Below are 13,937 nucleotides of genomic sequence, written 5' to 3'. Positions count from 1 at the left end.
GTCATATCAGCGCCAGTCCGGCCAATGCGGCCACCCCTAAGATCATCGCGCGGGCATATAGCGCAAGCCCGCGTCGCAGATCGCGCGCATCGGGGTCGGCGCCGCGGGCATTGACCCAAGGCTCATTGGCGATCCCTTCGGCGTAGACCCGCGGCCCCGAGAGCCGCACTTGCAGCGCCGCCGCCATCGCTGCCTCGGGCCAACCGGCATTGGGCGAACGATGCTTCCGCGCGTCCCTGCGGATGACGCGCAGCGCGGCGCGCGGGCGCGGTGAGGCCAGCGCGAATAGCAGGCCGGTCAGGCGCGAAGCGGGCAGGTTGACCAGATCGTCGATCCGCGCCGAGGCCCAGCCGAAGGCCTCATGGCGCTTGCTGCGGTGGCCGATCATCGAATCCAGCGTGTTGATCATCTTATAGGTCGCGATCCCGGGTAGGCCGAAAATCAGCCCCCAAAACAGCGGCGCGATCACCCCGTCCGAGGTGTTTTCGGCAAGGCTCTCCAAAGCGGCGCGGGCGACGGCAGACTCGTCCATGCTTTTGGTATCGCGGCCCACGATCATCGAGACCTGATGGCGCGCCTCGGGCAAGTCTTGCCGTTTCAATGGTTTGGCGACCGCGGCGACATGCTCATACATCGACCGCATGGCGATGAACGGCCAGCAGAGGATGCCGAGGAGGACCACGCCATAGGGGCCATTGGCCAGCATCTGCACCAGCGTGGCAATAGCGGCGATCCCTGCGATACAAATGATTGCGGCGACCACGCCAGCACGTTTGCGTCGTTTGAAACTGTCGCCCTCGTGGTTCAGCTTACGGTCAAGCGCGGAGATCAAAGCGCCGAACCATGTCACCGGATGGCCGATGGCAACATAGAGGCGGGGCGGCCAGCCGATCGCCAAATCCAGCGCCACGGCGATCAACATGACAGCGGCAAAATCCATCACCGCCCTCCGGCCTGAAAGCGCAGGATCTGGCGGAAACCGGCGTCGCGCAGGGCGGATTCGGCATGCGCAGGCACCGTATCGGGCGCGAAGATCAGCCCGCGCGCAGCACCGGTATGGGCGATGACATGGCCTAGGGCGCCTAGCTCCTGAGCCAATGCTTGGGTCGGGTCCGTAGGCGCGCCGCGCAGGACCAGCGTGCGCTGCGCCGAGCGGCTGGAAAGCTGTGCCAATGTTGGCAGATCACCCGCTTCCGCGGCCTTGGTCCAGACGGGTAGCAGATCGCTGATATCTGGAAAATTGCTGTCCCCGGCATCGGTGCGCTGCATCGAGCCGTAAAATCCGCCAATCACCTCAAAGCGCGGCAGGGGCGGTAATTGCGCCAGAAACTGCCCTTTGCGCGAAGCCCAAAAGAGGCGCTCGGGCTGCGGAAACATCAGCGGGTCCGAGGCGCCCTCGCTGGCGACACAGGCCTCAGCCAACGCCTGCGGCTCGCCTTGATAGCCCGCCAAACGGGCCAATGCGACCAATGCGGCAGTGGAGGCTCCGGCGCCGCCGCCAACCGGCATGTCAGTGTGAAAATCGACGCGTCCGTGCAGGGATAGCCCGAGGCTGCGCAAGAACGCCTGCGCCTGTTCCAGCGTCAGGATCTTCTCACCGCCCAGTTCGAACTCCGCGCCACCGCCCAGATGCGCCCGCAAGCTCAAGACGGGGCAGGGCAGCGAGATCAGCGCCACTGGCCCATCGGCGCCGATGCGGCCCTGTAGCAATTCGCCGAAATGACCTGCCACACGTTGCACCTCGGGATCGGCGGCAGGCCTCCGCCGCGCCAAAGCGCCCGCGTCCCTCTGGTCGATCCCTTCATCGCGTGCCACGGCGCGAATTCTCCTTTCAAGCCCGCGGCGTTTCTGCTTTGTAACGCCTTCAGGAACAAGGGGCTGTTTTCGCATGGCGTATTCTGTGTTGGTCACCGGTGGCGCGCGTTCGGGCAAAAGCCGCATCGCGGAGGCGCGCTGTCTGGAGTTCGGCGCTCCGGCGGTCTATATCGCCACCGCACAGGCCCATGACGATGAGATGCGCGCCCGGATCGCCGAACATCAGGCGCGGCGCGGGCCGGAGTGGCGCACGATCTCGGCACCCGTCGAACTGGCCGCAGCGCTGGCCGAGAGCGACGGCGCCCCGCGGCTGGTTGATTGCCTGACGCTCTGGCTGAGCAATCTGATGCTGGCGGGGCATGACTGGCGCGCCGCGGGTGAAGAGTTGATCGCGGTGCTGGCGACGCAGGTGTCGCCGGTGGTTCTGGTGTCCAACGAAGTTGGCATGGGGATCGTCCCTGAAAATGCCTTGGCGCGCGCGTTCCGCGACGCAGCGGGGCTGATAAATCAATGGGTTGCACAAGATGCGCAGGAGGTTATCTTCGCCGTTTCCGGTCTGCCCTTAAAGGTGAAATAAATGAAATTTACCTCTCTTGATGCGATTGCCGGTCTGGCGTCGGAACTTCCGGTCTCGGATGCGGCTGCGGTCGCGGCGGCGCGCGCGCGGCAAAACAGCCTGACCAAGCCGCCGGGAGCATTGGGGCAGCTGGAGACGTTGGCCGAGTTCATGGCGGGTTGGCGCAAGACTGCGCGCCCCGAGATCACCCGCGCGCAGGCGCTGGTTTTCGCTGGTAACCACGGGATTTGCGCTCAGGGCGTTAACCCTTTTCCGCAAAAGGTCACCGCGCAGATGGTGGCGAATTTTCAGGCGGGCGGCGCGGCGATCAACCAGCTCTGCCGGGTGAATGGCGCCGATCTGAGGGTGTTCGCGCTGGAGTTGGAGCGCCCGACGCAGGATTTCACCCAAGCGCCGGCGATGAGCGAGGCCGAGACGTTGGAGGCCATGCGGATCGGCGCCGATGCGGTTGATCCGCAGGCGGATGTGCTGGTCCTGGGTGAGATGGGGATCGGCAATTCCACCGTCGCTGCGGCTATGGCGGCCGGTTTGTTCGGCGGTGATCTGGCGGATTGGGTCGGGCCCGGCACCGGCTCGGATGCGCCGGGGATGGCGCGCAAGATTGCCGCGATTGAGGCAGGTCTGGCGCGCCACAAGGGCGCCAAGGGCATGGGAATTCTGGCGGCGCTGGGCGGGCGTGAGCAGGCGGCGATTTGCGGCGCGGTGCTGGCGGCGCGGGCGGCGGGGATCGTGGTCTTGCTGGACGGATTTATCTGCACCGCTGCTGCGGCGGCATTGCACGGTGCCGATCCGCGGCTGCTGGATCATTGTTTGATCGGCCATCAAAGCGCCGAGCCGGGGCATCGCAAGCTTTTGGAGAATCTCGGTAAATCTGCAATTCTGGGTTTTGATATGCGGTTGGGCGAAGGCTCGGGCGCGGCCTTGGCGCTGGGCATTCTGCGTTCGGCTCTGGCCTGTCACAACGGTATGGCGACCTTCGGTGAGGCCGGGGTGAGCGAGGCGTGAGGCGTCTGGCGGAGTTTCGGCTGGCGCTGATGATGCTCACGCGGCTACCCGCAGGGCACATCGCCGCGCCGCCTTCCATCGGCGCCTCGGCTTGGGCGTTTCCGCTGGTCGGCGGGATCGTGGGCGCGCTCTCGGCTCTGGCTTTGCTGGTGGCGCTTTGGTTCGGCATCGCGCCGGTGATCTGCGCCGGATTGGCGCTCGTGGCTATGGTGTTTGTCACCGGCGGGCTGCATGAAGACGGGCTGGCGGATCTGGTGGATGGTTTCGGTGGCGGGCAGAGTGTAGCGCGTAAGCTCGAGATCATGCGCGACAGCCAGATCGGTAGCTATGGGACGCTGGCGCTGATCCTCTCATTGGGGCTGCGCTGGATGGCGCTGCATGTGGTGCTGGTGCATGCCGGTGCTTGGGCCGCTGCCACTGCATTGATCGCAATCGCGGTGGCCAGTCGCTCGGGATTGGCGGCGGCATTAACCTTAATGCCCGCAGCACGCGCAGACGGACTGGGCCGCGCGGCGAGCGGGGGCAGCAGCCTTCAAGCGGCAATCGCCTCGATCATCGGCGTCGCCGTGCTGCATATCGCCTTTGGATGGTCCGGCCTGATCCTCGCCGCTGTCATTGCTGCCGCGCAGATCGGCCTTGCTCGCCTCGCCATGCGCCAGATCGGCGGGCAAACCGGCGATGTTCTGGGCGCGCTGCAACAGATCGCCGAAATCACCGGCTGGGTCGCCCTGACGGCGCTGCACTGACCGCGCTAATGCCCCCACTTTATGCCACAAATATCCCGGGGGAGCGCGCAGCGCGGGGGCAGCGCCCCCATTCGCGTCAGTCAATCTGCGGGAACACATGGGTCTGTTTGACCACCCCGTAGACAAAGCTGCTGTCGATCGAGCCGATGCTGCCAATCGGATGCAAATGTTTGCGCACAAAGACCTCGTAATCGGCCAGATCGGCGACCACCACGCGCAGCAGGTAATCCGAGGTGCCGGTCATCATGAAGCATTCCAGCACCCGTTCGACGCGGCTGATCTCTTGTTCGAATTGGCGCACCACCGCCTCGGTATGGCCGTTGAGGATGATGCGCACGAACACGGTGACCGGCAAACCGTAGGCTTCGGCGTCGACGGTGGCGCTATAGCCGGTGATCGCGCCGCTTTGCTCCAGAAGTTTGAGCCGCCGCAGGCAGGGTGAGGGCGAGAGGTTGACCTCGGCAGCGAGGTCTTGATTCGTCATCCGTCCGTTGCGCTGAAGGGCGCGGATGATCTGGCGGTCTTTTGCGTCCATCTGGTGGATCCTTGGCATAATCTGCCAAGAACCTATCCAGAGACGCCTATCTTCGCAATCAAATTGCCCCGGTCTTGGCATATCATCGGTGTGAACACAGAGGAGCCCGCCATGCGCAACCGTCCCGACAGCTTTGCCACCACCGCGATTCATCACGGCTATGACCCGATGCAGAACGAAGGCGCGCTAACGCCGCCATTGCATCTGACCTCGACCTTTGCCTTCGACACCGCCGAGGCCGGCGGCGAGATGTTTGCAGGCGACCGCGCGGGGCATATTTACTCGCGGATTTCCAACCCGACGAATGCGCTATTAGAGGCGCGGATCGCGGCGCTGGAGGGGGCCGAGGCGGGGTTGGCGCTGGCCTCAGGCATGGGTGCGATCACCGCCACGATGTGGACTTTGCTGGCGCCGGGTGACGAGGTGATCCTTGATAAGACCCTCTACGGCTGCACGTTCTCCTTCATGCAGCACGGGTTGGCGAAATTCGGCATCACCGTGACCCATGTCGATCTGACCGACCCGCAGGCGCTGGCGGCGGCGATCACGGCCAAGACCAAAGTGGTCTATTTCGAGACGCCCGCGAACCCGAATATGCGGCTCGTCGATATCGCCGCGATCAGCGAGATTGCCCATGCCAGCGGCGCGCTGGTGGTGGTCGATAACACCTATGCAACGCCTTATCTCACGCGGCCGGTTGAGCATGGCGCAGATATTGTGTTGCATTCGGCGACCAAATATCTGGGCGGGCATGGCGATGTGGTGGCGGGGCTCTTGGCGGGCTCGCAAGAACTGGTCGACCAAATCCGGCTCTATGGCATGAAGGATATGACCGGCGCGGTAATGGCGCCGTTCAACGCGATGTTGATCCTGCGGGGCCTAAAAACGCTGGAGCTGCGGATGGATAGGCATTGTGGATCGGCGCAGAAGTTGGCCGAGTTGCTGGCGCAGTCCGATGCGGTCTCGCAGGTGCATTACCCCGGGTTGCCGGATTTTGCCCAGCATGACCTGGCGCAGCGGCAGATGGCGCAGTTTGGCGGGATGATTGCCTTTGAACTCAAGGGCGGGATGCAGGCCGGGATCGAATTGATGAACCGTCTCAAGCTGATCACCCGCGCGGTGTCTTTGGGCGATGCCGAGACGTTGATCCAGCATCCGGCCAGCATGACCCATTCGACCTATACGCCCGAGGAGCGCGCGCTGCACGGGATCAGCGAGGGGCTGGTGCGGGTGTCGGTTGGCCTTGAGGGGGTTGAGGATATACTGGATGATCTGGCGCAAGCCTTGCCCAAAACGCCGCTGCGTTCTGCCGCGTAAATCTGACCGCAGGAGATTGTGATGCCCCGCTCGACCGCCCATCTAAAAACCGTTGAACAGCGTCTGTTGTGGCTGTCGCATTGGATGATCCATAACGCCAACCACATTCGGCCCAAGGCGGACGGGATCAAGGTCGGCGGGCATCAGGCGTCCTCGGCCTCGATGGTGTCGATCCTGACCGCGCTCTATTACTCGGTGCTGCGGCCCGAGGATCGGGTGGCGGTCAAGCCCCATGCCTCGCCGATCTTCCATGCGATGCAGTATCTGATGGGCAATATGCCGCTGGAAAAGATGGAGAATTTTCGCGGCTACGGCGGGGTGCAAAGCTATCCCTCGCGCACCAAGGATATTGATGACGTGGATTTCTCCACCGGCTCGGTCGGGCTGGGGGTGGCGATCACCTCGTTTGCCTCGATCATTCAGGACTATGTGCAGGCCAAAAGCTGGGGCAAGGATCTGCCGCTGGGCCGGATGATCGCGCTGATGGGCGATGCCGAACTTGATGAGGGCAATATCTATGAATGCCTGCAAGAGGGCTGGAAACATGATCTGCGCAACACCTGGTGGGTGATTGATTATAACCGCCAGTCGCTGGACGGGATCGTGCGCGAAGGGTTGTTTGCGCGGATCGAGAAGATTTTTGACGCTTTCGGTTGGGATGTGGTGCGGGTCAAATACGGCGAGTTGCAGCGCGCTGCCTTCGCCGAACCCGGCGGCGAGAAACTGCGCGACTGGATCGACGCCTGCCCCAACCAGCAATATTCGGCGCTGACCTATATGGGCGGCGCGGTCTGGCGCAAACATCTGATGGATGATCTCGGCGATCAGGGCGATGTGACGGCGCTGATCGAGCGGCGCTCGGATGAGGCGCTGGCCGAGCTGATGGAGAACCTCGGCGGCAACTGTGTTGCGACAATGGCCGAGAGTTTCGCTGCCATCGACCATGAGAGGCCAGTGTGCTTTCTGGCTTATACCGTCAAGGGCTGGGGCACGCCGATTGCCGGGCATAAGGACAACCACGGCGGCTTGATGACCAAGACGCAGATGGCCACGTGGCAGAACGATATGGGCGTGGCCGAGGGGCAGGAGTGGGAGCGCTTTGCCACCGTTGACGACCCCGAGGCGTTTGAGGCGTTCCTGCGCGAGACGCCGTTTTTCCAGACCTATCCGCGCCGCTATACGGATGCGAAACTCGATGTACCGCAGATCGGGATCTCCAGCGACCGCGAGATTTCTACGCAGATGGGCTTTGGCAAGATACTGGATGATCTCTCCAAGGGTGACAGCGAATTGGCGGCACGGATCGTCACCACGTCGCCGGATGTGACCGGCACCACCAACCTCGGGCCGTGGGTGAACCGGCGCAAGCTGTTTGCCCGCACCGCGCAGGCTGATGCCTTTATCGAGCATCGCATCCCCTCGACCGCGAAATGGGAGTTCACGCCCGATGGCCAGCATATCGAGTTGGGCATTGCCGAGATGAACCTGATGCTGCTCTTGGGTGCGGCGGGGCTCAGCCATTCGCTGTTTGGCAAACGCCTGATCCCGATTGGCACGGTCTATGATCCCTTTGTCGCGCGCGGTTTGGATGCGCTCAACTACGCCTGCTATCAGGACGCGCGGTTTATGCTGGTAGGCACGCCCTCGGGGGTGACTTTGGCGCCCGAAGGCGGCGCGCATCAATCCATCGGCACGCCGCTGATCGGCATGTCACAGGACGGGGTCGCGGCGTTTGAACCGGCGTTTGTCGATGAGCTGGCGGTGATCATGGAATGGGCGTTTGATTACCTGCAGCGCGATGGCGAGGGTGATCCCGATGAGCGCACATGGCTGCGCGATGAGACCGGCGGTTCGGTCTATCTGCGCCTGACCACCGACCCGATCGAGCAACCCGGCACCCGCCATGATGACGCCTTCCGCCAAGGGGCGATTGACGGCGCCTACTGGCTGCGCAAACCGGGGCCGAATTGCTCGGTGGTGATCGCCTATCAAGGCGCGGTGGCGCCCGAGGCGATTGCCGCGGCGGGGATGATCGGCGAGCATCGGCGCGATGTCGGCGTGCTGGCGGTGACCTCGGCCGACCGGCTGAATGCGGGCTGGAGTGCCGCGCAACGCGACCGCGCGCGCGGCAATGCGCGGGCGATCAGCCATGTGGAGACGCTGCTCGTCGATCTGCCCGAGAGTTGCAGCATTGTCACGGTGATTGACGGTCATCCGGCGACTTTGTCGTGGCTCGGTTCGGTGGCGGGGCATAAGACCATCGGCCACGGGGTCGAGCATTTCGGGCAGACCGGGTCGATCTCGGATCTCTACCGGCATTTTCGGCTGGACCGCGACGCGCTGGTGCAATCGGTGAATGCGCTGACCAGCGGGCGGCGGAGCGGTTGAGCGGCTCTGTTAAACGCAGGTGACGCCAGCTTATGGGTTGGCGTCACATACTGTTTGCGAACGTCTACCCGGGCAACAGGCCAGTCACATCTAAATTCTGTTTCGCGCGGCGGCACCGCCGGGCCGCGCCCGACCCTCCCCCCGGGAGGGCGCATGGCGATGGTGATCGTAGCTTACACGCCGTGGATGCTTTGGAGCGCAGCGCGTTGTGGAAAGGGGGGAGCCCTCCCAGGATCGGGCGCGACCCTTCGCACGTTGTATCGGCCGGGTTCGACCGTTCGGGTCGGGCCTCAACCCGGGCCGCTGCCGACCCTCCCCTCGGGAGGGCGCCTTGGCGATGTCACTCGCAGCTCACCCAACTTGGATGCTGTGAATCTATAGGCGCCAATTCGAGGGTGTCGCGCCCACCCAGGGTCGGGCGCGTCCCTTAGCGCCTTGCTTCTATCAGTGTCCGAAAGGCCTCAGCCCATGGTCATATTTGCCGCGCTCTCCGGCAGTTCCTCACCAAAGCAGCGCTGGTAGAATTCGGCCACGGTCTGGCGCTCCAATTCGTCGCATTTGTTGAGGAAGGTCAGCCGGAACGCATAGCCGATATCGCGGAAAATCCGTGCGTTCTCGGCCCAAGTGATCACCGTGCGCGGGCTCATCACCGTTGACAGTTGGCCTTTGACAAAAGCGGTGCGGGTCAGGTCGGCGACGGTGACCATCTGGCCGATCTCCTGCCGCCCCTTGGCGGTGTTATAGGCCGGGTTTTTCGACAGCACGATATTGGTTTCCGCGTCGTGGCTCAGGTAGTTGAGCGTCGCGACCAGCGACCAACGGTCCATTTGCGCTTGGTTGATCTGCTGCACACCATGGTAAAGACCGGTGGTATCGCCCAAGCCGACCGTGTTGGCGGTGGCGAACAGGCGGAACGAGGGATGCGGGGTGATGATTTCGTTTTGATCCAGCAGCGTCAGCTTGCCGTCATGCTCAAGCACGCGCTGGATCACGAACATCACATCGGCGCGGCCCGCGTCATATTCATCGAACACAATCGCGCAGGGGTTGCGCAGCGCCCAGGGCAGAATGCCCTCGTGGAACTCGGTCACCTGCTTGCCGTCGCGCAATTTGATCGCGTCTTTGCCGATCAGGTCGATACGGCTGATATGGCTGTCGAGGTTCACCCGCACCGTCGGCCAGTTCAGCCGTGCCGCGACCTGCTCGATATGGGTCGATTTACCGGTGCCGTGATAGCCCTGGATCATCACCCGGCGGTTATAGGCAAAGCCCGCAAGGATCGCCAACGTCGTGTCGGGATCGAATTTATAGGTCGGATCGAGCGCCGGCACACGGTCGGTTTTCTCGGCGAATCCTTTGACCATCATGTCGCTGTCGATGCCGAAGACCTCGCGCACCGAGATTTCTTCGGTCGGTTTCTCGGTGGGTTTCGCAGTGCTATCGCTCATCGGGTTCGCCTTTGGTTCAAATTCGTGCGCGGGGCCAAGGGGCCTCGTTTTGTCGGGCGGCTCGTTATATTCGGGCCTCGCTTTGTGCCCGATTTGTGGAGCATTCCGCGCGTGCGCGCAAGGGGGCCAAAACCGGCGAAGGCGCGGGCAGGCGGGCTGCGGCGAAAAACCTTGCGTCGCAGGCCCGCGGGTGGCTGACGGGCGGCCGAGACGAAGGTGTCGGGGCCACAACGCGCGGGCGCTGAACGGAACCCTTCGGCGGTTGCGGCGTTGCACCACTACCGCGGCCTCTATAGGGTTTTGGCAAGACATTGAGTTTGAACGGGTAAAGCGAGGGCGGATGAGCGGACTTCTGGCACTATTGGATGACGTGGCGGGGATTGCCAAAGTGGCCGCGGCCAGCGTCGATGATGTGGTCATGCATGCGGCGAAAGCGGGCTCAAAGGCGGCGGGGGCGGTGATTGACGACGCTGCGGTGACGCCGAAATTCGTCCACGGGTTTGCACCGGCCCGCGAATTGCCGATTGTCGGCAAGATTGCCCTCGGCTCGATCCGCAACAAAATCCTGATCCTGCTGCCCGCCGCCTTGCTGCTCTCGGCCTTTGCGCCCTGGATGATCGTGCCGCTGTTGATGCTGGGTGGCTCGTATTTGTGTTTTGAGGGCGCCGAGAAAGTCTATCACCTGTTTCGACCGCATGCGCCCTACGCCGATGGGCAAGCGCCGCAGGATGGCGATGTGACACGGCTCGAGCGCCAAAAGGTTGCGGGGGCGATCAAGACCGATTTCATCCTCTCCGCCGAGATCATGACCATCGCGCTGGCGGCCTTGCCGACCGGACAGACGATCTGGCTGCAAGCGGCGGTGCTGGCGCTAGTTGCAGTGGGGATCACGGCGGTGGTTTACGGGTCGGTGGCGCTGATCGTCAAAGCCGATGACGTCGGGCTGTGGATGGCGCGGATCGGGCATACCGGTGCCACACGGGCGCTGGGGCGCGGGATTGTCGCGGTGATGCCGGGGTTTCTGAAGCTGCTGCTGATCATCGGCACCGCAGCGATGATCTGGGTCGGCGGCTCGATCATTGTGCACGGGCTCAAGGATCTGGGCTGGCCGCAGACTTACGACTGGATTCACCATATCGCGGTGGATTTGGCGCTGATGTCGCCGACCGCGACGGGGTTTGTCGAATGGTTCGTGACCGCGTTTTTCGACGGTATCCTCGGGCTGGCTTACGGGCTGCTACTGATCCCGCTGGTCGCTTGGGTGATTGACCCGCTGATCCACAAAGTGACCGGCGCGCCGGACAGCGGCGCGGCGCATTAAGCGCAGAACGCAACGCTTGCGTGGTGGCTCCCTGCGTGCTTGAGTGCTGGCACCAATGGGGGGAGCGCACTTTATGTGTTGGACGATGGGCGTATCGGCAACCATGGTGGCGCTCGGTGGCGCGGCCACGGCAGTGACCATCAAGCGCGGCGATGCACCGGCGATCCCGGTGACCCTGGGCTATTTCACCGCGATGGAGGCGCTACAGGTTGCCGGCTACGCGGTGATCAATGATTGCACCTCCTCGGTGAACCAGACGGTGACCATCCTGTCGGTGCTGCATATCGTGTTCCAGCCGATTGTGATCAACGCTTTCGCCATGGAGCTGGTTGCCAAGCCGGTCAGCCTGCGAATGAAATCATTGGTCTTCACCCTCTGCGCGCTGTCCTCGGTGCTGATGCTCTTGCAGCTATACCCGTTTGAATGGGCCGGAGGCTGCGCGGCAGGCTCGAACCTCTGCGCCGAGCGGCTTTGCACCGTGTCGGGCGATTGGCATCAGGCTTGGGACGTGCCCTATAACGGACTAATGGTGCCCCTAGAGGCGGCGATCGGCACCAATTGGGGCTTTCCGAGTTATCTCTTGGTGACTTTCTTGCTGCCGCTGATCTATGGCGCCTGGCGGCTGGTGGTCTTCCATGCCCTGGCGGGGCCGGTATTTGCCGGACTACTGACCAGCAACCCCAATGAAGTGCCGGCGATCTGGTGCCTGTTTTCGATTGCGATTGTCGCCATTGCACTGAGCCCGGCGATCCGGCGGCGCATGTCGGTGCCTGCGCTGGCTTAAGGCAAAGGGGAGGGGGCTTTGCCCCTCTTCGCTGCGCGAATTCACCCCCAGGATATTTATCGACAGATGACGGAGTGGCGTGCGCGCTCTGGCTTCATCTTGCCCTAAATACTCATCTTTTTTTGGCTCAGTCGCGGAAGCTGCGGCTTTCTTTGATTTGATCCCAAGCCCAGACGACCTCTTGCAGGCGCTCTTCATCGGCGCGGTTACCGGCGTTGCGGTCAGGGTGAAGATCCTTGACCAAGCTCTTGTATTGCTTGCGGATTTCGGCGCGGGACCAATTGTCGCGCGCGTCGAGGATCTCCAGCGCCTTACGCTCGACCGAGGGCAGTTTGCGGGTGGCGCGGCCGCCTTGGCGGGTTTGCTCGGGTTTGCTTTGGGTGGCTTTGTCGCCCAGCACCTGATGCGGGTCATTGATGCCGTGGCGGGCCCAGCCTTTGGCCTCGCGCGCGGCCGAGCCGAAGGGCTGGGTGGCGCGGCCCCAGACGCGGTCATGCTCCATCGTGCCCTGCATCTCGGCCTCGGTCTGGCCCTCGAAGAAGTTCCACTTGAGGTTGTATTCGCGGATATGCTCTTTGCAAAACCACAGGTAATCATCGAGTTGATCGCGCGCGCGGGGGGCGCGGTATTGGCCGGGTTCGGTGCAGCCCGCGTGGTGGCACTGCTGGTGTGAGGTTTCCACGGCGCCCGACATCCCGCGGCGGCCGCGGGTCTTCTTTTTCTTGTCGGTCGACGCGCGCATGTCGAAATTGAAAGGATCGCGGCTCATGGGGCTCCTGCGAGACTGCTCGTTGTATGGGGTGCGTTCAATCGCGCCCGTTGAATGGATCTGCCGGTCGTCTGACGCGGGCCTGCGAGGCCCCTTGCGACTCGGAGGCGATAGTCTAAGTGTTCTGAACAGGAAAAGGAAAGGGCTTGTTGGCAATGAGTGATGACATCCGCATCAGCGACCAGATCGAAGCGCGGTTGCGTGCTGCTTTCACCCCCGAGGCGCTGAGTGTCGAGGACGAGAGCGAGAGCCATCGCGGGCATGCAGGCTGGCGCGAGGGTGGGCAGACCCATTTCCATGTGGCGTTGCAGGCCCCTGAATTAAAGGGGCTGACGCGACTGGCGCGGCACCGGGCGGTGCATGCAGCATTGGGGGCGGAGTTGATCGCGCGCATTCACGCGCTGCGGCTGACCTTGAGCTAAGCGCCTCTGGCGACGCGGCTGTTACTCGTCGTCACCGCGCGGCGCATGCGGGCGCAGCACCGGTTCGGCGCGGCCTGCGGGATCCTGACGCATCATCGGATTGGCGCGAAACAGCGGCTCTTGACGGCGCGGCGGCAGGGTGGCGGCGTGCTCGGGACGCGGTTCCGTGCGCGGCTCGGATCTGGGCTCGGCACGGAGTTCGACGCGCGGCGCAGGCTCGGCCTCATGCTGCGGCTCGGTGTCGGGCTCATAGGTGGGTTCGGCATCGTAGGGCTCAAAGGCGGTGTCCGGATCGGCCTCAAAACTGGCTTCCTCTGGCGCTGCGCTTTCCTCGGTGGCCACCGCAGGTGCAAGCTGCGCGGCGGCCAAAGCGGCACCGGCATCGGGGCGGGGCGCGTCGAGATCGCGGGCGAAGATCATCACCACCTGCGTCGAGGCTTTGGTGCCGCCGAAGAATTTGCGCTCTTCGCAGGACAGGGTTTCGACCCGCTGGAACTGCCAGCCGCCCGCGGCCTCGGCATTGATCCGTTCGGCCAGCGTATGGGCGAAGCGCTCGTGCGTGGTCTTGAGCCCCTTGACTTTGGCGGCGCGCACCGGGGCGGGGACGACTTTGTATTCGAACATCTGGCTTTTCCGGGATTGATTTTCGCGCTTTTACCGGCAATCGGGCCGGTTTTGCAAGCCATCCCGTGGCGTCGGCATGGCCACGGGGGCAAAAGCCCGCCCAATCCGGCATCGCGCTCCGGCTGCCCACGCGCCCTTATATCATAGCCCAAGCGAGCAGTGCCGAGGCGCGGAGAAAGGCGCTAT

Annotated in this window: 14 protein-coding genes; 8 read left to right on the top strand and 6 right to left on the bottom strand. The window is 63.5% G+C overall.

Features of this window, described 5'->3' with window-relative positions; genetic code table 11:
* Position 1: 1 nt before the first annotated feature.
* Together cbiB and DDE20_RS14635 are read right to left on the bottom strand one after the other, a co-directional pair.
* Positions 2–940 (bottom strand): adenosylcobinamide-phosphate synthase CbiB, encoded by a 939-nt coding sequence (gene cbiB / locus DDE20_RS14640; RefSeq protein WP_116559264.1) that lies wholly within the window; start codon positions 938–940, stop codon positions 2–4.
* Positions 940–1,815 (bottom strand): propanediol utilization protein, encoded by an 876-nt coding sequence (locus DDE20_RS14635; RefSeq protein ID WP_276308533.1) that lies wholly within the window; start codon positions 1,813–1,815, stop codon positions 940–942. Before DDE20_RS14635 ends, cbiB begins: the two co-directional genes overlap by 1 nt.
* A 73-nt stretch (positions 1,816–1,888) precedes the next feature.
* Between DDE20_RS14635 and cobU the strand changes: the two genes are divergently transcribed.
* The 3 genes from cobU to DDE20_RS14620 are packed head-to-tail and all read left to right on the top strand — an operon-like array spanning position 1,889 to position 4,143.
* Positions 1,889–2,392 (top strand): bifunctional adenosylcobinamide kinase/adenosylcobinamide-phosphate guanylyltransferase, encoded by a 504-nt coding sequence (gene cobU / locus DDE20_RS14630; RefSeq protein WP_116559263.1) that lies wholly within the window; start codon positions 1,889–1,891, stop codon positions 2,390–2,392.
* Positions 2,393–3,397, top strand: coding sequence for a nicotinate-nucleotide--dimethylbenzimidazole phosphoribosyltransferase (cobT, locus tag DDE20_RS14625; protein ID WP_116559262.1), 1,005 nt, complete (start codon positions 2,393–2,395; stop codon positions 3,395–3,397).
* Entirely contained in the window at positions 3,394–4,143 is a 750-nt protein-coding gene (locus DDE20_RS14620) for an adenosylcobinamide-GDP ribazoletransferase (protein WP_240608095.1), read from the top strand. The genes cobT and DDE20_RS14620 overlap by 4 nt, the downstream gene beginning before the upstream one ends.
* 76 nt (positions 4,144–4,219) lie before the next feature.
* Here the strand turns inward: DDE20_RS14620 and DDE20_RS14615 are convergent, their stop codons facing one another.
* On the bottom strand, positions 4,220–4,678 hold the full coding sequence (locus DDE20_RS14615; protein ID WP_116559261.1) for an Lrp/AsnC family transcriptional regulator: 459 nt from the start codon (positions 4,676–4,678) through the stop codon (positions 4,220–4,222).
* 111 nt (positions 4,679–4,789) lie between these two features.
* Here DDE20_RS14615 and DDE20_RS14610 point away from each other — a divergent pair, with 111 nt between their 5' ends.
* Complete coding sequence (locus DDE20_RS14610) at positions 4,790–5,995, top strand: methionine gamma-lyase (RefSeq protein ID WP_116559260.1); 1,206 nt, start codon at positions 4,790–4,792, stop codon at positions 5,993–5,995.
* Between the two features lie 21 nt (positions 5,996–6,016).
* Entirely contained in the window at positions 6,017–8,383 is a 2,367-nt protein-coding gene (locus tag DDE20_RS14605; RefSeq protein WP_116559259.1) for a transketolase, read from the top strand.
* Positions 8,384–8,844: 461 nt separating this feature from the next.
* Here DDE20_RS14605 and cobS read toward each other — a convergent pair whose 3' ends face one another.
* Complete coding sequence (cobS, locus tag DDE20_RS14600; RefSeq protein ID WP_116559258.1) at positions 8,845–9,831, bottom strand: cobaltochelatase subunit CobS; 987 nt, start codon at positions 9,829–9,831, stop codon at positions 8,845–8,847.
* Positions 9,832–10,171: 340 nt separating this feature from the next.
* Between cobS and DDE20_RS14595 the strand changes: the two genes are divergently transcribed.
* Both DDE20_RS14595 and DDE20_RS14590 read left to right on the top strand, forming a co-directional pair.
* Complete coding sequence (locus DDE20_RS14595) at positions 10,172–11,152, top strand: DUF808 domain-containing protein (RefSeq protein ID WP_116559257.1); 981 nt, start codon at positions 10,172–10,174, stop codon at positions 11,150–11,152.
* A 73-nt stretch (positions 11,153–11,225) separates the two neighbouring features.
* Positions 11,226–11,936 (top strand): DUF5765 domain-containing protein, encoded by a 711-nt coding sequence (locus DDE20_RS14590; RefSeq protein ID WP_116559256.1) that lies wholly within the window; start codon positions 11,226–11,228, stop codon positions 11,934–11,936.
* A gap of 127 nt (positions 11,937–12,063) precedes the next feature.
* On the opposite strand, the gene DDE20_RS14585 is transcribed toward DDE20_RS14590, so the two are convergent.
* Positions 12,064–12,705, bottom strand: a complete 642-nt coding sequence (locus DDE20_RS14585) for a J domain-containing protein (protein ID WP_116559255.1) — start codon at positions 12,703–12,705, stop codon at positions 12,064–12,066.
* A gap of 155 nt (positions 12,706–12,860) precedes the next feature.
* On the opposite strand from DDE20_RS14585, the gene DDE20_RS14580 reads away from it, so the two are divergent.
* Entirely contained in the window at positions 12,861–13,127 is a 267-nt protein-coding gene (locus DDE20_RS14580) for a BolA family protein (RefSeq protein ID WP_420812371.1), read from the top strand.
* A 21-nt stretch (positions 13,128–13,148) separates the two neighbouring features.
* On the opposite strand, the gene DDE20_RS14575 is transcribed toward DDE20_RS14580, so the two are convergent.
* Positions 13,149–13,751 (bottom strand): hypothetical protein, encoded by a 603-nt coding sequence (locus DDE20_RS14575; protein ID WP_116559254.1) that lies wholly within the window; start codon positions 13,749–13,751, stop codon positions 13,149–13,151.
* Positions 13,752–13,937 lie beyond the last annotated feature (186 nt).

It is taken from the genome of Pararhodobacter oceanensis, from assembly GCF_003076755.1.
Classification (GTDB): domain Bacteria; phylum Pseudomonadota; class Alphaproteobacteria; order Rhodobacterales; family Rhodobacteraceae; genus Pararhodobacter; species Pararhodobacter oceanensis.
This window is presented reverse-complemented; position numbering and strand designations above follow the sequence as displayed.